The following is a 23,623-nucleotide window of genomic DNA, read 5'->3' on the forward strand; positions in this document are numbered from 1 at the left end:
TTTTTATAGTTGATTTCATCTTCAATATTAAGGAACGATTATTTATTATATCAAAGGAACTCAAAGTTCCTTTGATAGTTATGAATGAATAAGCTGATAAAATTCTTCATAATTCATATTTGCTAATATGTTATTTTGAATTCTTTTAATTTGTGTTTCATTACATTTCCATACCCACTGTAAATCCATATCTGGAAACTTATTCATTAAAATATCGATAAGTGATGCAATTCTACCTCGCTTTTCTCCGTATTCTTCACCTATTAATTTTCCACGTTTTTCACCAATATCTTCTCCTTCTTTTTTTGCTTCAGTAATTAGTTCTTCTAATGCTTCACACATTGTCCTCTTTCCTCCTTCTTGTCTTTTAAAATAACTGACTCTTTTTCTTAACACTTCATAATACATCTCATCAGGATCATTGCACAGCATATCATGCATTAGCTTTCCTAATGGTGTTTCATCTTGCATTGATGCATTCAAATAAATGATATGTAACTTATCTCCAAAGACATTACCATCTTCCCGATATCTTTGTATATGGTCTAGCATTTTACCATTTTTTAACACATCTTCTTCACATATAAAAACAATATATCTCTGGAAACTCTTTCCATCCTTCTTTTGGATAAGACAAATCACAATCCAATATACTGGCATGATATCTTGCCCTTATAGGTGAGGCATTGTCTTTGCTTGTTTCAACCTCTATACCTATCACTGCTCCTTCATGCGTATAGACAACAATATCCAATTCCACCGATCGACTGCCTACTTGCTTATGGTCCTCCTGTGTTTCGAATCTCTTGAGTGAAAACTGTTCACCAAAGATAATCTTCATCAACAGTTCAACACATTGATGATCCCTGAATATCATTCTCATGAATGTATCATCAATAGGTCTTAATTTATTTAATACTTCTAAATATCTTTCATTCATTGATCGTTCCTCCTTTTTGATTTTTATAGTTGATTAAACCTTCAATATTTAAGGAACGATTATTTATCATATCAAAGGAACTTCAAGTTCCTTTGATAGTCATGAATGAATTAACTTATAGAAATCATTGTAGCTTATATTCAAAAAGATATAATCATCAATCTTTTCTAATTGCGTTTTACTACACTCCTTCACCCATTCAAAGTTTTTGTTTGGAAATTTCTTTAACAGCAATTTCATTAATTTTTTAATTTCTCCTCGTTCTTCACCTATTAATTTTCCACGTTCTTCTCCACGTTTTTCACCAATATTTTCACCCTCTTTTTTTGCTTCATTAATTAATTCTTCTAATGCTTCACACATCGTCCTCTTTCCTCCTTCTTGTCTTTTAAAATAACTCACTCTTTTTCTTAAAACCTCATAATACATGTCATCAGGATCATTACACAGCATATCATGCATTAACTTCCCTAATGGTGTTTCATCTTGCATTGATGCATTTAAATAGATAATATGTAACTTATCTTTAAACTGTTCCTGCTTGTCAATATAGCGTTCAATATGACTCACTAATCGTTTTGTTTTCAATACATCTTCCTCACATATAAATACAACATACATTTCTGGAAAATGACTCCATTTCTCTCCTGGATAGGACAAATCACAATCCAATATACTGGCATGATATCTTGCCCTTATAGGTGAAGCATTGTCTTTGCTTTTTTCAACCTCTATACCTATCACTGCTCCTTCATGCGTATAGACAACAATATCCAATTCCACCGATCGACTAACCACTTGCTTATGGTCCTCCTGTGTTTCGAATATCTTGAGTGAAAACTGTTCACCAAAGATAATATTCATCAACAGTTCAACACATTGATGATCCCTGAATATCATTCTCATGAAAGTATCGTCAATAGGTCTTAATTTATTTAATACTTCTAGATATCTTTCATTCACTAATATCGTCCCTTCTTATAATTTTTATAGTTGATTTCATCTTCAATATTAAGGAACGATTATCATATCAAAGGGACTTCAAGTCCCTTTGATCGTTATGAATGAATTAATTTATAGAAATCATCATAATTAATATTTGTCAGTATATTACTTTGAATTCTTCTAATCTGTGTTTCATTACATTTCCATACCCACTGTAAATCCATATCTGGAAACTTATTCTTTAAAATATCAATAACTGATGCAATTCGTCCATGTTTTTCACCAATATCCTCTCCTTCTTTTCTTCCTTCATTTTTTGCTTCAGTAATTAATTCTTCTAATGCTTCACACATCGTCCTCTTTCCTCCTTCTTGTCTTTTAAAATAACTCACTCTTTTTCTTAAAACCTCATAATACATGTCATCAGGATCATTACACATCATATCATGCATTAACTTCCCTAATGGTGTTTCATCTTGCATTGATGCATTTAAATAGATAATATGTAACTTATCTTTAAACTGTTCCTGTTTGTCAATATAGCGTTCAATATGACTCACTAATCGTTTTGTTTTCAATACATCTTCTTCACATATAAAGACAACATATATCTCTGGAAAATGACTCCATTTCTCTTTTGGATAGGACTGGTCACAATCCAGTACACTGGCATGATATCTTGTCCTTAATGGTGAGGCATTATCCTTGCTTTTTTCAACCTCTATGCCTATGACTGCTCCTTCATGCGTATAGACAACAATATCCAATTCCCCCGATCGACTACCTACTTGCTTATGGTCCTCCTGTGTTTCAAATCTCTTGAGTGAAAACTGTTCACCAAAGATAATATTCATCAACAGTTCAACACATTGATGATCCCTGAATATCATTCTCATGAAAGTATCATCAATAGGTCTTAATTTTTTTAAAACTTCTAGATATTTCTTATTCATTGACCGTTCCTCCTTTTTGATTTTTATAGTTGACTTCATCTTCAATATTAAGGAACGATTCTTTATCATATCAAAGGAACTCAATGTTCCTTTGATCGTTATGAATGAATTAATTTATAGAAATCATCATAATTAATATTTGTCAGTATATTACTTTGAATTCTTCTAATCTGTGTTTCATTACATTTCCATACCCATTGCAAATCCATATCTGGAAACTTATCCATTAAAATATCGATAAGTGAAGAAATGCGTCCCTGTTTTTCACCTATTAATTTTCCACGTTCTTCTCCACGTTCTTCACCTTCATTTTTTGCTTCATTAATTAATTCTTCTAATGCTTCACACATAGTCCTCTTTCCTCCTTCTTGTCTTTTAAAATAACTCACTCTTTTTCTTAAAACCTCATAATACATGTCATCAGGATCATTACACAGCATATCATGCATTAACTTCCCTAATGGTGTATCATCCTGCATTGATGCATTTAAATAAATGATATGTAGCTTGTCTTTAAACACATTGCCATCTTCTCGATATCTTTGTATGTGATCAAACATTTTCTCATTTTTTAATACATCTTCCTCACATATAAAGACAACATACATCTCTGGAAAATGACTCCATTTTTCTCCTGGATAGGACTGGTTATAAAAGTTAAAATAAGATTACCCAAATTGTTGCAGATAAGTGGTTACACTTTGCATTAATCAGGGTAATCTTTTTTGATATAATTCTTTCCTGTAAAGGAGTGAATTATATTGAATACAGCAGTCATTAAAATAAATAATTTGGATCAGGCTTTAATGTTAAGCAGAGCCTATAAGGAAGGAGAAATTAAATTGAATGTTTCTAAACTTGCAAGAGAATTAAACTGTAGCCGAAAAACACTAAGCAGAAGGCTAAACGGTATCGCACCTAAAAAAACAAGAAACAGAAAAAGATATTTAGATGATTATAAAGATCTTATATACAAATATTTGTGTGATGAACAGAGAAATTTTGATTATATCGATCATATTTATTATTTTATGAAACGTGAACATGGTATCACCTGTACACGTTCGACATTTTCAGATACATTAAGGATAACGAAGAGCTCAATAGTAAATTTAAAAATAACAGAACCGATTCTTTTATCGAACGTTTTGAAACCAATCCTGGTCAACAGGCTCAGTTCGATATGAAAGAAAAAGTTAAACTTACAGATAAAAATGGCACGCAGACAGTAGTATATATTCCTACTCTGACTTTATCATGGTCAAGATATAATTACAGGCAGGTAATATTAAAACCTACAACTGATAACCTGTTAATATTTTTAGCCCAGGCATTTGAAGAAATCGGTGGTGTTCCTAAAGAACTGGTCATTGACAATCTTAAAGCATTTGTAGAAAAGCCTCGTAAATCAGCTGATGATAAAGCTTTATTAAACAGTAAATTTGAAGAATTCTGTAAAGATTATGGAATAACACCTATGCCATGTATGCCATATAGACCTCAAACCAAAGGAAAAACTGAGACACAAAATAAAATAGTGGATCAGCTTAAAAATTATAACGGTTATTATAGCGGATTATCTGATATACATGACAAACTGGAAATAATCAATAACGAGGATAATGAACGTTCCTCACAGGCAACAAGGCTTCCTAGAAATTTTCTTTTAGAAAGAAAAGGTGATCTGCTTCCGTTACCCAGCAAAGAAATCAGAAGCAGGTATCACCTTAAATTAAATGAAGTCTATGTTACAAATGAATCACTATTCCAGTATAAATACAATAAATATTCCCTACCACAAGAATATATTGGAAAACGTGTCGGACTAGTGGTCCAAAACAAAGAACTTCTTATATATTATAACGGAAAAATTATTGAAAAACATCCTATTACTAATAATAAATTTAATATAAAAGAAGAACATGAACTTTATTATAAGAAAACAGATAAGCAGGCAGTTAAAGAAAGCAATCAAATAATATTAAAAGAACTGGAGAATATAATTTATGACAATGACTAATGATGTACTGGAACAATTGAATTATTTAAAACTGAAATCAGCATATTCATATTTAAATTCATTAGTAATGAATAATGAAATAGCTGAAGAAGAACTGCATGTAATGCATAAGATACTGAATAAGGAAGTGATAGCTAAAGAGGAGAATAACAGACTTTATAATGTAAAAGTAGCAGCATTTCCTTTTCTAAGAAAAGTTGATGATTATGATTTTAATTTTCAGCCAGGTATAAAAGAAGAAAAAATAAGATCTATTATTGAATCGGATTTTTATGAAAATGCTACAAATATCGTATTTGTAGGTAACCCTGGTACTGGAAAAACACATTTGGCAATAGCAATTGCATATACAGTAGCTATAAGAAGAAATAGTGTATATTTTATTAAATTTAATAAATTAATCAATATACTAAGACAGGCATATAATGAGGGGACATTAGAAAGAAAACTAAGACTCTTTTATAAGTATAAGCTGCTAGTCATTGATGAAGTTGGATTTAATGAAATAACACCACTGGAAGCTAAATTATTTTTTCAATTGATTGATTTAAGATATACTAAACGATCTACTATTTTTACAAGCAATATTTCATTTGATAAATGGTCACAGATATTAGGAAATGATGAAATGATAACTAAAGCCATATTAGACAGGATTCTTCATTATTCATATTTATTTAATATCACAGGTCCATCTTATCGAATCAAAGATAAATTAAATCCTAAAAAAACTGAGAACACTTAATTGCAACAAATTGGTCAAATTATCTTGACTTTTATACTGGTCACAGTCCAGTACACTGGCATGATATCTTGCCCTTATAGGTGAGGCATTGTCCTTGCTTTTTTCTACCTCTATGCCTATGATGACTCCTTCATGCGTATATACAACAATATCCAATGCCACCGATCGATGACCCACTTGCTTATAATCCTCCTGTGTTTCAAATCTCTTGAGTGAAAACTGTTCACCAAATATGAGTTTCATCAATAGTTCAACACATTGACAATCCTTGAATACCATTCTCATAAAAGCATCATCAATAGGTCTTAATTTTTTTAAAACTTCTAGATATTTCTCATTCATTGTTTCTTCCTCCTTTTTGATTTTTATAGTTAACAACAACTTCAATATTTAAGGAGTGATAAAACAGTTCAAGAAATGTCCCTCTATTATATATATACGCATTAAATGCTTCATTTTACTTCTTGTTTAGACAAAAAAGTTAAAAAATCTTTTTCTAAGACAAATATAGCACAATATTTGCTTATTGTAAATATTGTGCTATATCATCTTTGCTATTATGCTTCATACATCCTTTGGTAAGCTTTTATCTCATCTTATGCACTTTCTACAAATAACATATCCATTCTCTTATCTTTTCTATACTTCCTTTCTTTATACAGCTTCAAACAACCTTTATTCATTCTTTATTTTTGTATTTCCTTATTCATTCATAATAAATAAACTCTATACATCTCATAGCAATAACCTTTTTCTCAAAACCAACGCTAATAAAGCACTACGATAAACATTATTAATGACACATGATCAATTATCTTTATAAATAACGTCTTGGTTATATCCTTTTCTACTTAAATCCAATAACTGCACCACTTTTACCATTTATGATTAATTAAAAAAAATAGTTATAGTCACATAGTCAAATATACCTATTTGATTTTCCACTATAAATCTATATATATCAAAGTTTATTTTTTGTATGACATTGTTTCAAAAAATAATTTTTTATTTCAATTGAAAGCATAAAAAAAGAGAGCTCTCCTTACTAAATTAAAACCATTTAATATAAATGCTCACTTTCAAAGACAAAATAAACTCATATATAATTTTAACAATAGAAAAACAAGACATAATCTCACATCTATCAAATATCAATTCATGTATTGTAAACAATAAATTATTTATTAAAAAACTTTTCTCACGAGTCGATTTTCAACCATTTCTTTTCTTTCTTGTACAGCATTATAATCTAGTACTTTACGATGTCTAGATATATTAACAGTATATTTTTTTCTTGTAAAAGGTTTACTTTTTACTTGTTTTGCCCGATTCATCACATACATATCAAATCCACTCCTTAAACAAAAAAATTTCAGTTATATTATAACATATTAATTTCCATAATGCAAATACGAATCATTTTGAGTGGTAGCAAAGGAATCAAAGGAATTATTACCTCAGTTATTCATGATTATGCAATACTATGAATAACTGAGGCTAAAGCTTAACCGTTCTTCAACTATAAAATCAAATATCTTTCAGTTTTAATCTCAATTTTCCCAAAAAAGAAATCGCATCTTCTTTAGTAATTTCTTTATTAGATAGGAATGTCGAATAGTGACTATTGCTTCTAACAAAATTTAACCATTCGTTAATCTCTTTTTTAGAATAGCCCATATTAGTGAATTGTGCCTCTAGCAAAGAAAACTGAAAAACAAGATCAGTATTAAAAATAGCAGGATCATCTGTATTAATCGTCATCAATACATTTTTACTGGCATCTTGATCAAATCCAATAGTATCCATATTTAAATATGGTAATAACGTGACATCGTCCACATCGCCTACCAAGCTATTAGAAACAGGATTAATTTCTACTATGACACCTTTATTTGAAACTTTCTGCCTAACGTTTTGTTGCAATACATTATATAAATCATAGTCAAACATATTTTCTTGAATCAAAACTGTTTCATTCATTTTTCTAACATAATACCAACAATTATCAGCAACTAATAGTTCTTGCAAAGACCACGTTCTTTGTTTCTCTTGTACATTTTTGTCATTGCATATATGTTTAAAACAACAACCATCTTGATCAGCTAACATTTTAACATATTTTTTATCTACACAAGTAAAACTATAAAGATACCAATCAATCAAAGTATGAATATCAACTGTACTATCACTATTTTGAGAATATATTGATCGGAAAACATTTAATATCTTACTTCTCAACTCACTCTCAATAACATTAAGTTGAAGTCCATCTCTAGAGATTTTCATATAAATCCAAATAAGATTTTTTAAGTACTCACCCTTTTTGATTTGAGTCACTTTCTTATCTCTTAAATACCTCTTTAAATCAATTGCTAAAGCTAATCCGTGTCCAATACGATCTCCCTCTACATAATTAAAATATGTTATGACTTCATCAATATGCCTTAACCCACTGACAATGCTTGAAAAAACTTCTCCTACATGATAAGTAAGCCCTAAATCTTTAATAGGAAACATCGTATATTGATTATACAATTCCATTAAAGCAGGATTTTGTGACTCTTCCATAATTTCATGATATGGATTTGTAACAAAGCGATAAATAGGTGCATATACATACGGTTCACAATAATATTCATTACCAGCAACATCTATACCAATTATTATCTTTTCCAAGCCATCGACTTTATTTCTTAAATGTTGAACAGCCATCATCGTTGCTAATGTTTGTATTTGTAAGTTTCCATAACTTAAATGGGTATAATCATTATTTTTTTTAAACTTTTCAAAACAAATTTTTTGAGACATATCAGCCTGTTCTTTTTTAAACATCAAAATATAACCTAACTTCGTAATAATACTATGATCATCCAACTGCTCACACCATTTATAATAATAGTTAATGAGATCTTGAATTTGTTTACTATAACTTCCAATCATTCCAGAAAAACTTTGACAAGAAGAAGCAGAAACTTTTAATTCTACACCCTTAATCAATTCAGAATGATGATAATGGTTTAATACTACACTCACTTTTTCTTTAACAGATAAACATTTATTTGAATTTGAAGCATGATAAAACTCTCTAAAATAGGACAAACCTTTAATAGAATACGTTTGAACTTTTAAAGAAAAGAAACTATTTTTTATACGCACATATTGAAAAAATGCTTTTGTTAATAAATTTTTTTCCTCAGTGTCTTTCAATTCTCTTAAAAAACGTATACAGTGAAAAATAAATACATTTTCATATTGTTCTTTTTCTACATCACCAATAAATACACCTATATAATCTTCATATTCTGCATTTTTTCTCTTAATTTCTTTATCAATTTCATTGATCATATAGTTTAATTGACGAATACTTTCTCGTGAAAAGTTTACATCAGCATATTGACAAATAAATTCTTTATGCTCATAACTTATATAATCTAAATACTCTCGGTTGTTTATACTATGATTTCTCTCTTTTTCTTCTTTATAGAAGTATATTATTTTCATCATAACATAGCGATAAATAATCGAAGCCATCATATAGACATCATACTGAAAGCTATCAGTTTTTAAGCCATTTAAACTACTTAAAGAATCTAAAACATCTCTTGTTGTTTTACTATATGGAAATTTTCCTACAATTGACCACCATTGAACATTAAAACCTATAGCTCCACCAAAATGAACATGTGTTTCATAAAAACCATCTTGAAACATGTGTGATTGATAATGATTCAATAAATGAACATGTATTCCATTTTTGCTTCTTACAAATGCATCAATACATTCTATGTATTTTTGTAAATGATTGATAATAACCAATCCCATATCCATAAACCTTGATAAATAGTACCAAATTAAAATACGTTGATTTTCATTATATAAAGCAAAAAGATCATTTTTAACATCTATATATTCCTGATTCAAAAAAACTTTATAATCCTTTATCAATAATAAAGATTTTCCTAATTGTTCCAATAATCCAAAATAGAACTTCCAAACCTTATATGCTTCATCTTCATTTCTGTCATGTCTATGATACTCATCTACATATATTTCGTCATCTTCTCTTCTAGGAAAGATACTCTCCAAAATCAATATAAATTCATCTGAATCTCTAATATAAAACTCAGTATTAATAATATTGAACATTGCATAAATAAAATCTTTATATGTTATATTTTTAATACGATACTGATAATAATAGTCCTCTTTTATAAACTGATAATGGCGAAAAGGCAACGTCATTAATGCTATCTTAATAATTAAATTATAATTATTCATTTTCTAGTCCCTCATTAATAACTCCTAATAAGTTCAAGAAAAATTTCTTTTCAGTAATATTATTTGTACAATTCAAATCATACAAATAAGTACTCACAATATAAATAGGTATGAGATACATATAAAATTGACTCTGAGCTAAAATGAGATCTCTATTTACGTTATTTGCATCTTTTATAGCATCAGCAAATATATTAACTTGCTCATATACATAGTTACAAATTTCATCTATTACATCCATATCATTTGTAGAGTGTAAGAGGTACGTTTGCATTTCTTCCATAAAATGATTGCTTATATTTCTTCCATAAGATGTATGCAATAATTCATTATAAACACATTTTTCAAAATCAAAGTTATTCATACTTGTTCCTATCATCACCATAACATTATTAATTAATTCATTAAAAAATTCATTCAATCTATTTTCTGAATATTCAGTCAGGACTTTTTTAAGTTCTAACTCTAAATAATCAAGTACCATCTTTGTAGATAAAAATATCTTCTCAAAAGCATGACTTTCTAAATTATCTTGGATAAGCTCAATATAAACCTCTTTTTGATTTATAAAATTATATTCAGAAAACTTTTCAATATTCAATTTCGGTAAAGGATTATTATAATATATATCTGCTATGAGTTTACAATTTTCTAAATCATAAACAAAGCGAGGAACAGTAGAACTTTCTTCATAAGATATATTTTCAATCTTATTACAATAAAAATTTAATACTTCCTTATAAAATTGATTGATGTCTTTTGTGTTGCCTTCATTAATATATGAAATTAAATTTTTATCATTAAAGACATCTTTAAGCATCTCACAAAAATCTATGACATCTTGCAAAGACTGAATATCTTCATTCTTATCATATATACTATAAAGCACAGCATACATTGGTTCTATTTTTTCATAAAATTTTGTATAAGGATAGAGATGAGATGATAAAGATAAGTTATTTATGATAAGATTTCTTAAATATAATAACCATGCATAGCTTTTATCTTTATACTTCTCAATTAAAAGTCCCATAATCTTTTCTTCACATGTCAATCTGTTAGAAACATCACCATACAAAGCATTATCATATTGAACAGACAGTTGTTCTGATTCCTTTTCACCTTGCTTATCAAATATATTTGTAGATATTTCACCTTCATATATTTTAACTATTGCTTTCATAATTTGCACAAGATACTTTTTATCATTATTTTCATTATAAAGGGCTGTTTCTTTTCTTGTATGATTAACATCACCATTCATAGCATGTATAGCTTCCATAGACATTCTTGTTGTAATAAAAGAATAAAGCAATAAAATTTCTTCTAAGTCTAATTGACCAGGTAAAAACATAGTTATATTTTTATTAAAATGATTAACAAACTCATACAATATGATATTTTTCACTTTATCTCTTATACGTTTATAACGATTTTCATATTTATTAAATAACTTGTTCTGGAGTTCATTCATAAATAATGGTAACATAATTAATGCTTGAATTTCGTCTTTGACTTCATCAGTTATATATGGATGATGATTTTCTTTTTGTGCTTCCTCTATTTTCAATTTAATAATTTCCTTAAGTTCTTCACAATCAATCCTCAATCTTTTATATTCATCATTCTTTTCACCTTTTTTAATATATAAGTATCTTGAAATATTTTTGAGATTCTTACGATACGTATTTTTAGAATTCAAAAGAACCTGTAAAAATTCTTCCATAAATTTTAATTTCTTCTTATTATCAACTTGTTGTATATTGGATAATGCATTAATTTGTCCCACTAAATATAAATAAACATTTATAAAACCTCTAACACTTCGACTAAAAACAGAATAATATGGAAAGATATCTATATGTTTGTATACCAAAAAATCATTGTCTTTACCTTTTTCTGATAATTTATCAATTACCTCTTTTAATAAATATTTAATGGGTTTATCTAACCATAAGTTTTCTCTGTTCGTATTTGATTCATACTTACTATATTTTATTTGACTTTTCTTTTCATTATCCAACCAACGTATTTCAAAACGATACATTGGAGGCAATACTTTCTTTAAAAAGGATTCAGCTCTTTTTTTGATTAATTCAATAGCTTGATACTGTTTTTCAGTTTTACCAAATAAATATATATTATCAAGTCCATAATGATATATTTTTTCTTTTTCTAACAATTTAAGTGTCACTGATTGTAAAAACAAATCATAATCACCACTTATAAAAGTCACAATATGAGCATTAGATAAAAACGTTAAAAATGTTTCAAAAATACCTTCACAATATTGTGCTGTGACATCAACATCATCAAAGAAAAAGAATATAAGTGGTTCATCATCACATCTATATAATGAATGATTAAGATATTTTTTATAATTTATCATTGCATCAATTAAATGATTAAAAGAATCAACAATTTCTAAATCTTGTTGTTGGATTAATGTTGCTTCATCTATATATTCAACATCACTACGATATGTTTTATCAACAATAGTCTTATATGATTCCTTACGATGATGATAATTTCTTTTCAGATTATGTAAACAATCCATAACCAACTCTTCATGTTTATTAATTTCACTATCCCTATTCAATAAACAAGATGTTGTATTATAAACTTTAAGTTGACGATAAAACATATTCTCCAATGTCACAATAATCCAACCTAAAATATCACTATTATCACTCATATCATCTGGAACAAGTAATGGAGCAATCAAATCAATAACTTGATCTTGAGCTTCTCCCTTATCACAAAAATAATGTCTACTCTTTATTTCATCAATAATTGTCAACATAATAGAAGTTTTACCTAAACCCCTATCTCCTAAAATAGAAATAAAATTGTCATACTTTTCATAATATAACTCTTTTAAATGTTGATGATTCATATAGGAATTTTTGGCACTATTTCTAAAACTATCAATATAATCCCTAATATTTTCAATATAAGGTAACATTAACTTAACATTCTCAATTTCAAGTTTTCTTGCTCCTAAATGAGCACTATTATGTTTATGATAATCCATTTTATGATTTCCTCCCATCATGATTATTGATATTTAAGTTTAAATCAAATTGATTTGTATTGTAATTTGAATCTTTATTCTTCTTATTTTCTAAGAAATCTAAATAATACGTTACAATTAAAACTTCCATTTTCTTTTTAAATCTTTTATATCTTTTCTGCATTGCAACAAAACTAAATAACAAAAAAAGAATACCTAAAGTATAAACAACAGCAAAACAAATATCTTTTGAATTATAAAACAATTGATATAATAGAATACCTATCCAAAATAAACAAACAGTCCCCATATTTTTAGAAAAAGACTTAGAAGAACTATAGTTATGTAATCTATGATATTTATCATCAGTTTGAATTAATAAATCAGCTGACTCTGCCATCACTTCAACCTTTTTAATAATATCAGTTTCACCTTCCATTTGTTTATCAAAACCAGGATATTCCTCATTTAAATATCCATAGCATTTTTCCATTAAAATACTATATTCTTTATCATATTCATCCTTTTTCTTTTGATTTTTTTCTTTATCTTTCAAGGACTTCCAATAACAGCAACTTATAATGAATAAAATGAAATTCAAAACAATGATTCCAACTAATATTATTTTAATAAAACAAGAATAAGAACGAAAATTCATTTGACTCAAAGCATAAAACATACCAAAATCAACTAAAAAAACAATACCCCAACTTACACATAATCCTTTTTTACACTTTAAATTCACCTTTATAATACATTTAGAAATCTCCGATATAATCCAACCCACAGAATAACTTACACTTATCCCTATCACAAATATAAACCATGAATTATCAACACTTACCACGAATTGATGAACTGTACCCGGAATAACTAAACAAACACCTAGCATCACTAAAAAACCAGGTATCGTCATAGAAATAATGTCATATAAAGTGAACTTCCCAAATAAATTCCCCATAACCATATCCTTCCTTTTTGTTGCAATCGCTTACAATTCTAGTTTAAAAAAAGCACTTCAACCCATAAGTCAAAGTGCATACTTGACCATATCTACTATTTACAAATATTGTCAAATAACTACATATTTATAATACAATAATCAGGTCACATAATTGTCACATATTTTGACATTTATTCTAATTCTACTTTTTATTATTTTCTATATAGTCTATTAAAAACATCAAACTTATTCTATTCACTATTCTTTGATAAGAATTATAACTTTTTATCATAACGAAACATCCATTTAAACTAAATATAAAGCCTATAAAATACAAATAATTAACATTCGTTTCACCGAAAATAAAATAATAACTAAAAATACCACTCCAAAACAAACAAACAATAATCATATTTTTATACAAAGAAAGAAAAGTAGTATATTTTTTTATTGTTGTTTGATATTTATGATCAAGTTCTATCAGTGGATACATTATATTTAATATTTCATATACTATATTTTCTGACAATTCTTCTCCATATATGCTTTTTAAATTTGGAAATGCTTTCTGTAAATACCTATAACAAATATCTAACAAAATTTTAGATCTATTGCTTTTCAAATCCTCTTCTTTTTTTCTATATTTTGAATAATAAAAAATTAAAAATATACTGACACTATCAAATACTAGAATAAAATTAAAAATAGTATTAAAACAACATAAAAAATAAGTTCCCACATTTATCAAAATCATTAATAAAATAAGTAATAAGAAAAAAATTTTCTTCATTACATCATTAAAATTTAATACCATAATTAATGAAATAATCTTTGACAAAATAATACCAATATAATAACTAACACATATTACAGTGATGATTGTAATCCATATATTATTAACATTCCTTATAAAATCAATCATAATATTTGGAACTAACGAATATACACCTAATAAAATCATAAATCCAGGTATGATTATAGAATAAATATCAAATACACTCAGTTTTTCAAATATATAATCTGCATTCATTTTCGTTCACTGTTATATAAAATTTTTATAATGCAATCTAATAAAATATAAAAATGGGGTTTTACAACCCCATAATTCTATTTTTTTAATTTCCTTCATTAGTTGTTAAATCAACATATTCTTGAATTTGATCATTACCAATTAACCAACCATTAATATTTCCATCTCCGTCAGTTACTAATGAACTTTCAAAGTTATCAGCTTGAACAGCTTCAGCATCAATGACTATTTCAAAATCAGCATTAACATAGTCATTGTTCAAATTTGATGGAATAGTAATTTCACTAAATAGTGCTGTAGTAGATTCACCAGCATTTAATACTTTTTGATAATAATAATTTCCATCTCCTGATGCAACCCAATTTTCATTATCAAATTTAGGCAAGAAATTTTCTAAATCTCTAGTTTCTGTTGTTCCATCTTGTTTAGTAATTTTTACATCAACATCTTTAATTCTCACGTATGCTGGTGCACTATCACCAGACAAAGTAATAGTAGGATCTTTTTCAAAAGTATCTCCTGGCATATATTCTTTACCATTATTTTGTAATTCATCATAACGAGGTTCAGTTAATGTAATATCAATATGCTTAGTACTAAAAGTATTTGTTCTACTTTCAGTATCAGTAAACCAAGCTAATGATCCACCAATTCCAACAACTCCAACTAATGCTAAAGCAACTAATCCAGTTCCTAGTTTTTTCTTATTCATTATTTTTCCTCCTTTAAAATGTGATTTATAATACACATATATCATACAATTTTTAAGTCACACAGTAGTCACATATCAAATAAATTTTACTATTTATTATGCTTTTTAAAATAATCAGATAAAAACCATAATGCAAACACCATAACAATTGCTCCTACACCAGCAATAATACCATTTGTAGATTGAATAAAATCAGCAATATAACCAAGCATTGGTATACATAAAACAACCTTACCAATCAATCTTTCAAATGATACTGGTGATGAATCAACAGTATCATTATTATCACCTTTTGTAGTAAAGGTTTCTTCCTCACTATTAATCTCTACAACTCTATGGGTTGCGACAACATCTGATCCAGCCGCCATATTGAAAGTAATAACATCCCCTACTTCAATGTTATTTGCTTCTTCATGTTGTACATATATAATACTTCCAATAGGATAATTCGGTAGCATACTACCACTCAATATCCCATAAACTTCATAACCAAATACCTTTGGTAACATAATCACTGCACATAATGCAACGATAAGTGCAATGATTATGTTTGCTAAAATATTAAATACTTTTGATAACTTCACATTCATCATCCTTTATCTAGATTATCATATGATTTATCATATCAATAATCTGTATTCTTCTATATATATATTAAAAAATGAGGTAAAACCTCATTTTTTAATAATTTAAATAGTAAACATTCCTTCTGCTTGTGTTACAGCATTCGTATAAGAATTATTTTTTGCTTGAACAGCACATGCTTCAACCTTAATTTCACCAATTGGAGTTCCTTTTGCAGGCATTTTAGTTATATTGTTATTTGGTAACAATTTTTCAAAAATTGCTTCTAAATTATAATATTCAACTTGATGTTTATCTTTATTTGTTAAAGATACATTTGTTTTATTAATTACTAATCCTTCTTCATCAGATTGAGAAGCAACATAAGTATAGATTCCATCATATTTTCCTGTGTTATTTATTTTTTTCCAATGTTCATTAATATAACCTTCTTCTTTATCTAAATAATAACCAGTTCCTAATAAATCATCCAATCCAGTAATCTTTACAAAGAGATAACTATCAACTGAATCTGCTCTTAAATGAACAGTAGGATCCTTTTCATATGTTCCTCCTGGAATAAATTCATATGCATTACCACTTATTGTTCTACCTTCAAAGTTTGACCATTTTTCATCTTCTTCAGTACTAGTATTCTTTTCATCAAGTACTAAGGCTTGTGACATATCATCATCTACATATCCTTCACCAATTGTAAATGTATTTTTAACAGGATCAGTTTTATCTGTTAAATAAGCTAAAGTTGCACCAACACCAACTACTCCTACAAGCAATAAAGATATTCCTGCTTTAACTAATTTTTTATTTTTCATCGTTATCCACCTCTTTAAATATTAATCAATTTTTACTCAACCAATAGTGTAACCATCAACAAAAGCAGGAGGTATATTTTCTGCATTAAAAGCCACTTCTACTTCTGTACCATCATTATAAGTAACTGCTTGCATTGCACAAACTGACAAAGTAATATCGGTAAAAGAAGCTTCTCCTTGTGGATTTCTATCAATGTCATCACCAACTAAAATTTGATTAAACAATTTTTCTTCAATATGTGTGCCACCGTTTACAGTTGTTTTATATTTATAAATACCATCTAATCCTTCCTCTGTACTAATTTTTGTCCATGCATCATGAATTCCATTACTATCAACATCATCTTCACTATTAGTAACTTTTGGTGTTAATTTATCTACATTAGCATCTAACCCTTCAATTTTAACAAGTATATAACTTTTAACTGAATCTGCAACCAAATGAACTTGTGGGTCTTTTGTTAATGTACCACCTTCAGAAACATTAGTATACTCATTTCTAGTTTTAGTTCTACTACCATCTTTTGCAGCAATATCATATTCATCAATGTAAACTGAATTAATTCCTTCTGGATATCCATCACCAGAAACAAAATTATTTGTTACAGTATTACCAGTAGTAGCCAAATAAGCTAATGTTGATCCTACCCCTACTGTACCAACTAAAGCTAAACTTAAAATTAATTTTTTTGTACTCTTTTTCATTATTTTCTACCCCATTTCTTATTTTGATATTATTATTATAATATCAATTAGTAACACAACGGTCACATAAATATATAATTTCAATAATTTTATTCTTTTTCTTCATTAAAAATTTCTGGAATATAATTTAGCAATAAAATAACAAATATAACAGCACAAATCATAGCAATACCCAAAGGCGTTTTAATATTCATGCTAATATAACCTAAGAATGGAAGAGAAAAAACAACTTTTCCAATAATATCACTATATAATACTTTTCCTCCATCATTATCATTATTCGCATCACCCTTTGTCGTAAAAGATTTGTCATTATCAGTAATCTCAACAATTCTATGAGTAACAATGTTATCACCTGAATAAAAAGTAATAACATCTCCTTCTTGAAGTTCATTAAATTCAATTTCTTTTGCATAAACAATTGAGCCCACTGGAATATTAGGTTCCATACTACCACTAACTACTGCAAAACTCTTATAACCAATAATCTGTGGAACAATAAATAATCCAGCAGTAATCATTAAAATTATGATAATTATACTCATCAATATATTACATACTTTACTTACCATCATTTAAACTCCTATCTTTTATAAAAAAAGAAACTGATGAGTCAGTTTCTTTAATTTTTCTGTTGATCAAATATACTCCATAATTGTCGAGTAGTATCATCATTGATATCACCAGTTGTTGCTTTAATTTCAACATCATTTTCACCACGAGCAACACTTTGTATTGAATCATAGTAAACAGTAATTTCTAAACCTTCCAATTCAGAAATAAGACCATTGTTTCCAATAATATTATTACCTGTTACTTTTGTAAATAAAGGCTCAGTTCGTTCATTTGCTTCAATAATACCTGTGTAATACCAAAAACCACCACTATAAACCCAATAATCGTCTGTATTATCCCAATTATCTTCGCTATCATTATATTTATATAATTTATCATTGTAAACTAAATTGATACCATATTTGTTTATTAATTCATCTGGACTAATTGTCACTCTCATTCTAACTAATGCAGAATTTGTTCCAGTATTTTTAACATATGGTTTTTTATCAATATGATCACCATGAATGTTAGGCTTATCTTCATCAATTTCAGTTTCAACACTTCCTAATGTAAAACTATTTGTTAATTCATTACCAACCATAGATGTCAAAGCAAGAGTTACTCCTACACAAAGACAGAAGAATAGTGAACATATAACAATATATTTTTTATTTTTAATAATCTTATTTTTCATTATATATCCGCCTCCCTACTATCCTTCACTACTTTGATCCTTAACCATTGAATAAGAATCATCATCATTTTTGATAACTTTATTTACTAGATAACCATTGTCTGAATCATACTTTGTATCTTTAACTTCATTTGTATATACGTAAATTGCTTCAGGAGCATCGATGTCTAATGTAACAGTCTGTCCATCTTGTTCGTTACCAGTACCACTATTTACTTTAACATTAGCAAATTTATATCTCATACTAGGTAATTCTGTTACTTTATAAGTACCTTTTTCTAATCCTGTAATTTTAACTTCCTCAGGTAATTTCCATACACCATCATCTTTAACTAATTTAATTGTCTTAAAGTATGATTTTTCAACATCGTCTCCATTCATTTTATCAATTTGGAAAGTAAAAATTGGTGTACCATCACTCTCATCAACTTGTAATTTCCCAGATTCTGTATTTAGAATTTTATCAATTATAATTTCTCCGTCTTTGACATGAACTATAACATTATTGTTAGAAACATCATAATTGGTATCGGTGTCACCAACAACACTATCACAATTTTCTTTATATTTAGATACATCTGTAATTAAATAATCAGATCGAGAATTTGTTACAGTATACTTGAAATTATAGTTTCCTTCTTTAGAAGGTTTAAATGTATTATTACTAACATCTTCTCCGGAAACAGAATATTTCAATTCAGGAGCATTATTTTTAATACCATTATATGTTGGTACTACATCCTTTCCTTCATCAGTTAATGATTTCCATTCAGTTAAATTAATCATCTCATTATTAAATGTTACACTATCACCCAACATAATTTGATTATCATGGGAATCAATATATGGTATATATAAATATAATTTGGTATTCTCTGATTTTGTATATTTATTAATATCTAAATTATCATAATCATTATTTATAGCATCATATTTAGGAGTAACCTTAACATCAACTTCATAATCTTTATCACTATTAGAATCCATAAGACTATTCAAATATATGCTATCTACTTCACTTCCAACACCATTATTTCCTTCATTTATTTTATAAGTATAAACATCATTATCACCATCTTTAATGGTATAAACAATATCAACAAAGTTATTATTTTCTCCATTTAATTTATATTCAACATTATCGATTTTATAATATACACCATTATCCTTATTAATAGATTCAATAAATGTATCAAAGTCTGACCATTTATCACCAGCAAACATTGCCGCTTTATTAATTGTAGCATCATATTTAATTTCTACATCAACTTTTGGTTGTGCAAAAATAACATCACTAGATTCTACTTCTAATGGGTTAGAAGAATTAATATTTTCATACATTCCAGATCTACTTGAATTCGTTGGAACAGCATTTCCTCCAATAAATCCGTCAACTCTATCAACATAGAACTGAATCACTAATTTTTTTCCACTTGTAGAAATTGTCCCACTTCCATCGACTACTGCATTTTCTGTAAAATCAAATCCGTTAACATATACATAATTATCATTTGATGTAATTGCTATTTGATTTGTAATATCATCTTTATCATCTGAAAAGTTATTACTTCCAATATAGTCTTGTGTATAAACTTTTACTTCAGAGCTTTTATCTACCTTAAAATAATCTGACATAAAATCTTTTATAGTAGTTTCAGGTCCTAATTTTGCAGATGGTTGAATTTGATCAGCAATTTTCTCAAATATATCAGCTAAATCATCGCTATTAGAAGCAGATAAATAATACCCATTATTACCTCCTTCATAGCTACCCATCATATTTTTTGCTGTAGGATAATTACTTGAAACATAATGCATGAATCTATTTGCAGTAGAATCCCAAATATTATCATTTGGATCAGCACCTGAAAAAATACCTACTGTATATACAGTACTACCCATACCATATTCAGGATATCTATTTCCAACAATTACATCAGTTCCAGCTTTTAATTTATAAGATGCGTTTAAAGAATCTCTTCTTGCAGTACTGCTATCTTGTTCACCATCCGAAAACATAATAACAACTCTATTTCTTTCACCAGTCAGTGTATCATTTTTAAAATAATTATATGCTTTATTTAAACCTATAGAAGAATCAGTACCACCATTATGTTCTAAATTATCTAAAGTATCATATAGTCCATTTTTCCCAGTTTGATTATCTACATATTGAAAATCAATGCTCATATTATCTTTATTATAACCACTAGATGCATACGTTGCTATAGCAACTCTATGACGAGCAGTATCTGTTGATGAATCTTCTACACTATCGATAAATGTCTTACATACGTCTTGTAACATTTCAGTTCTAACAACATAATAATCACCATTATTTGGTGCAGTTTTCCAGCTATATACGTAACCTAATTCATCCCACGACCATTCTGCATCGTAATATTGCCATCCAAGTCCTTCAACGTATTTTAAATCTTCAAGATTTGTACTAGTATCATCCCTTTCACCATAGCAATAATATCCTTCTGGTTTTGTTTTATCCAATTCAGATAACTTTAAAGCATCACCAAAAGTATAATTCATACTTCCTGAATCATCTAAGACCAATACAATGTCTGTCGGTACAACATTGCCAGTTTTTACAGTTCCAGTCGTATATGCTTCTAGTGTAATCTCATATTTACCCTTATTGATACCAGAATCCACATATTTTGCTTTTTTGTCAAGAACTAAACCACCATCTGCATATGATGTTGTACTTGTATATCCATTAGTATTCTTTGACATTCTTGCCATTTTAACTTTTTGATTACTTGATATAAAGACTGGATCCATAAAAGGACCTACATCTGTAAAACTAACTATATTATCATTATCAACATTAGCTGTTTTATCTATGTTCTCATCAGTCGCATTAACTGTACTACCTGTATATAGTAGTCCAATTGCCATAGTCAAAGCCAAACCAATAGCAGCTATCTTTTTAAACTTTCCTATTTTCATAGTTTATCCTCCTATCTTTTATTTATATATTTATACATAATATCTCTTTCCATGTGACTATTATATAACTTATAAGTCACATAACAGTCACAAATAGAAAAGATATGTCTAAATTTCTAATCTTTATTCAGCTTTTTTTCTTTTGCTTAATAGGTAAGCAACTATGGCAATAAGAATAACAGCTCCTGCTCCACCTGCAATATAGATTGCATTGTTTGAACCAGAGTCTTTTGCTCCAGCTTGAGGTGTTTCGTTATCTTCAATAGTTGTTTCTCCATCTGCACCAGCTTGTGGTGTTTCATTGTCTTCAATATCAGTTGTTTCACCAGCGACAGCTTGATCTCCACCAGTTGTTGTTCCAGCTGTTCCAGCAGCTCCACCAACACCAGTTCCTGTACCAACTGTTGTAGCCGTTCCTGCAGTGGCAGGTACTGTCACTACTTCATCAACTGTATTTGTCACATATTCAGTGACATATTCTGTTTGAACTTCATCTTCTGGTACTGTATAAACAAACTTAATTTCGTTTGTACCATCTGTTAATTGAATAGTTTTTGTACTTTGATCAACTGGCCAGTCATTAATTGTTTTAGCTGTGACTGTTACTGATGAACCGACATTACCAATGGCAAGTCTAGGTGTCACAATATCAACATCATTTTGATCAACGTATCTGATTTTATATTCTACACCATCTACTAAAGGTGTGTATTTTGCGACTAATACAGTTTTTCCTGTCACTGTTTCTGGCATCTCTTCATTCCATCCTGTAAAGATATAGCCATCATCAACAGCTAATTCATTTTCATAATATGGATCATCTGGAAAAGCTGTTCCATATTCTTTTTCAACAACATATTTTGATTCACCATTGAATGAACCATGTGCTCCAGCTCTAAAAATCACATCATATGAAGTTGCAGCTTTTACATTATTCAAACAAGGTAAACAAAATGCAAACATCAGAGTTAGACTCAAGATGATTTTAGATAATATCTTAGTGAATCTCATTTTGATCTTCCTCCTTTTTCTTTCTTGTTGCTACTAAATAAACAATACCAACAACACTACCACCTAATAAAACACCAAATAATCCTAGTGTTGCAGGATCTCCTGTTTTGACAGCTTTTTCAATTCTATTTGTTACAGTCTGTACAACAGTATTCACAACTCTTTGAGGTGTTTGTGCAGCAGCTTCATCATCATATTCAACACTAAATGTATATTGAACTAAACCAGTAGCATTTTGATAAGTGTTATCCATTGTATCTCCATCAGCTGTTACACTCATCTGTAATGTTGCACTTTCTCCTTTAGCTAATGTTGCGATAAGGATGTTATCTTCCATCATTCCTTCACCAACATTATTTTCTCCACCTACTAAACCATCAAATAAATCTTCACCATTGATTTTAAAATTAAAATCATAAGCCATATTTCCAGTAGATGTTTCATTTCCAAATTCATCTAATATTTTAGAATTCATATAGAAATTCATTTCTCTATAATCATTATTTACCAATGTCAATGTTTCTGTTCTTGTTTCACCAGGATACATTCCTTCAAGATTAAAAACTTCTCCTTCATTATTTGTATTAATGAATTTTTCAGCTTCTCCATCAAATGTAATCACTGAATTTCCAGCTGCATGAACTGAATTAATAGTCGGAATAAACAAAGAAAACATGACTAATAATGCAGATAATTTCTTCATCTTTTTCTACTC

23 protein-coding genes are annotated in these 23,623 nt (G+C 28.3%); 3 read left to right on the forward strand and 20 right to left on the reverse strand.

Annotation, left to right across the window (positions count from 1 at the left end):
- Positions 1 to 78: 78 nt before the first annotated feature.
- The 5 genes from KEC48_RS08315 to KEC48_RS08335 all read right to left on the reverse strand — a co-directional run bounded on the left by KEC48_RS08315 (position 79) and on the right by KEC48_RS08335 (position 3,398).
- On the reverse strand, positions 79 to 660 hold the full coding sequence (locus KEC48_RS08315) for a hypothetical protein (RefSeq protein ID WP_211961927.1): 582 nt from the start codon (positions 658 to 660) through the stop codon (positions 79 to 81).
- Positions 578 to 940 carry a hypothetical protein gene (locus KEC48_RS08320; RefSeq protein ID WP_211961928.1) on the reverse strand — a complete coding sequence of 121 codons (363 nt, stop codon included), beginning with the start codon at positions 938 to 940 and terminating at the stop codon, positions 578 to 580. The genes KEC48_RS08315 and KEC48_RS08320 overlap by 83 nt, the downstream gene beginning before the upstream one ends.
- Before the next feature lie 99 nt (positions 941 to 1,039).
- Positions 1,040 to 1,903, reverse strand: coding sequence for a PD-(D/E)XK nuclease family transposase (locus KEC48_RS08325; protein ID WP_211961929.1), 864 nt, complete (start codon positions 1,901 to 1,903; stop codon positions 1,040 to 1,042).
- A 95-nt stretch (positions 1,904 to 1,998) separates the two neighbouring features.
- Entirely contained in the window at positions 1,999 to 2,838 is an 840-nt protein-coding gene (locus KEC48_RS08330) for a PD-(D/E)XK nuclease family transposase (RefSeq protein ID WP_211961930.1), read from the reverse strand.
- Between the two features lie 98 nt (positions 2,839 to 2,936).
- The gene (locus KEC48_RS08335; RefSeq protein WP_211961931.1) at positions 2,937 to 3,398 is read right to left on the reverse strand and encodes a hypothetical protein; all 462 of its coding nucleotides are present in this window, start codon (positions 3,396 to 3,398) and stop codon (positions 2,937 to 2,939) included.
- 201 nt (positions 3,399 to 3,599) lie between these two features.
- Between KEC48_RS08335 and KEC48_RS08340 the strand changes: the two genes are divergently transcribed.
- From KEC48_RS08340 to istB, 3 genes are read left to right on the forward strand one after another with little or no spacing between them, the layout of a single operon-like run.
- Entirely contained in the window at positions 3,600 to 4,025 is a 426-nt protein-coding gene (locus tag KEC48_RS08340) for a hypothetical protein (RefSeq protein ID WP_211961932.1), read from the forward strand.
- Positions 4,022 to 4,858, forward strand: a complete 837-nt coding sequence (locus tag KEC48_RS08345; RefSeq protein ID WP_211961933.1) for a DDE-type integrase/transposase/recombinase — start codon at positions 4,022 to 4,024, stop codon at positions 4,856 to 4,858. The genes KEC48_RS08340 and KEC48_RS08345 overlap by 4 nt, the downstream gene beginning before the upstream one ends.
- A complete protein-coding gene (istB, locus tag KEC48_RS08350; protein ID WP_211961934.1) occupies positions 4,845 to 5,603 on the forward strand; it encodes an IS21-like element helper ATPase IstB in 759 nt (252 codons plus the stop codon). Before KEC48_RS08345 ends, istB begins: the two co-directional genes overlap by 14 nt.
- On the opposite strand, the gene KEC48_RS08355 is transcribed toward istB, so the two are convergent.
- The 15 genes from KEC48_RS08355 to KEC48_RS08425 all read right to left on the reverse strand — a co-directional run bounded on the left by KEC48_RS08355 (position 5,574) and on the right by KEC48_RS08425 (position 23,611).
- The gene (locus KEC48_RS08355) at positions 5,574 to 5,945 is read right to left on the reverse strand and encodes a hypothetical protein (protein WP_211961935.1); all 372 of its coding nucleotides are present in this window, start codon (positions 5,943 to 5,945) and stop codon (positions 5,574 to 5,576) included. The two genes, istB and KEC48_RS08355, sit on opposite strands and share 30 nt — an antisense overlap.
- Positions 5,946 to 6,787: 842 nt before the next feature.
- Complete coding sequence (locus KEC48_RS08360; protein WP_211961936.1) at positions 6,788 to 6,937, reverse strand: hypothetical protein; 150 nt, start codon at positions 6,935 to 6,937, stop codon at positions 6,788 to 6,790.
- Positions 6,938 to 7,130: 193 nt separating this feature from the next.
- The gene (locus tag KEC48_RS08365) at positions 7,131 to 9,881 is read right to left on the reverse strand and encodes a hypothetical protein (RefSeq protein ID WP_211961937.1); all 2,751 of its coding nucleotides are present in this window, start codon (positions 9,879 to 9,881) and stop codon (positions 7,131 to 7,133) included.
- Positions 9,874 to 12,915: a hypothetical protein gene (locus KEC48_RS08370; protein WP_211961938.1), complete on the reverse strand. Its 3,042-nt coding sequence runs from the start codon at positions 12,913 to 12,915 to the stop codon at positions 9,874 to 9,876. The genes KEC48_RS08365 and KEC48_RS08370 overlap by 8 nt, the downstream gene beginning before the upstream one ends.
- A 1-nt stretch (position 12,916) precedes the next feature.
- Positions 12,917 to 13,855, reverse strand: a complete 939-nt coding sequence (locus KEC48_RS08375) for a hypothetical protein (protein ID WP_211961939.1) — start codon at positions 13,853 to 13,855, stop codon at positions 12,917 to 12,919.
- Between the two features lie 184 nt (positions 13,856 to 14,039).
- Positions 14,040 to 14,867 carry a hypothetical protein gene (locus KEC48_RS08380; protein ID WP_211961940.1) on the reverse strand — a complete coding sequence of 276 codons (828 nt, stop codon included), beginning with the start codon at positions 14,865 to 14,867 and terminating at the stop codon, positions 14,040 to 14,042.
- An 85-nt stretch (positions 14,868 to 14,952) separates the two neighbouring features.
- Positions 14,953 to 15,615, reverse strand: coding sequence for a TasA family protein (locus KEC48_RS08385; protein ID WP_211961941.1), 663 nt, complete (start codon positions 15,613 to 15,615; stop codon positions 14,953 to 14,955).
- Between the two features lie 53 nt (positions 15,616 to 15,668).
- On the reverse strand, positions 15,669 to 16,163 hold the full coding sequence (locus tag KEC48_RS08390) for a signal peptidase I (RefSeq protein WP_211961942.1): 495 nt from the start codon (positions 16,161 to 16,163) through the stop codon (positions 15,669 to 15,671).
- Positions 16,164 to 16,268: 105 nt separating this feature from the next.
- The gene (locus tag KEC48_RS08395) at positions 16,269 to 16,976 is read right to left on the reverse strand and encodes a SipW-dependent-type signal peptide-containing protein (RefSeq protein WP_211961943.1); all 708 of its coding nucleotides are present in this window, start codon (positions 16,974 to 16,976) and stop codon (positions 16,269 to 16,271) included.
- A gap of 36 nt (positions 16,977 to 17,012) precedes the next feature.
- Complete coding sequence (locus KEC48_RS08400) at positions 17,013 to 17,681, reverse strand: hypothetical protein (protein ID WP_211961944.1); 669 nt, start codon at positions 17,679 to 17,681, stop codon at positions 17,013 to 17,015.
- Positions 17,682 to 17,770: 89 nt separating this feature from the next.
- Positions 17,771 to 18,253 carry a signal peptidase I gene (locus KEC48_RS08405; RefSeq protein ID WP_205090502.1) on the reverse strand — a complete coding sequence of 161 codons (483 nt, stop codon included), beginning with the start codon at positions 18,251 to 18,253 and terminating at the stop codon, positions 17,771 to 17,773.
- 50 nt (positions 18,254 to 18,303) lie between these two features.
- Positions 18,304 to 18,933 (reverse strand): hypothetical protein, encoded by a 630-nt coding sequence (locus KEC48_RS08410; RefSeq protein WP_211961945.1) that lies wholly within the window; start codon positions 18,931 to 18,933, stop codon positions 18,304 to 18,306.
- Between the two features lie 18 nt (positions 18,934 to 18,951).
- Positions 18,952 to 21,897: a vWA domain-containing protein gene (locus KEC48_RS08415; RefSeq protein ID WP_211961946.1), complete on the reverse strand. Its 2,946-nt coding sequence runs from the start codon at positions 21,895 to 21,897 to the stop codon at positions 18,952 to 18,954.
- A 123-nt stretch (positions 21,898 to 22,020) separates the two neighbouring features.
- Positions 22,021 to 22,908, reverse strand: coding sequence for a MucBP domain-containing protein (locus tag KEC48_RS08420; protein WP_211961947.1), 888 nt, complete (start codon positions 22,906 to 22,908; stop codon positions 22,021 to 22,023).
- On the reverse strand, positions 22,895 to 23,611 hold the full coding sequence (locus tag KEC48_RS08425) for a sortase B protein-sorting domain-containing protein (protein WP_087358263.1): 717 nt from the start codon (positions 23,609 to 23,611) through the stop codon (positions 22,895 to 22,897). The genes KEC48_RS08420 and KEC48_RS08425 overlap by 14 nt, the downstream gene beginning before the upstream one ends.
- Positions 23,612 to 23,623: the final 12 nt, after the last annotated feature.

Origin of the sequence: Clostridium sp. C1 (assembly GCF_018223625.1) — a bacterium.
Lineage (GTDB): Bacteria > Bacillota_I > Bacilli_A > Erysipelotrichales > Coprobacillaceae > Allocoprobacillus.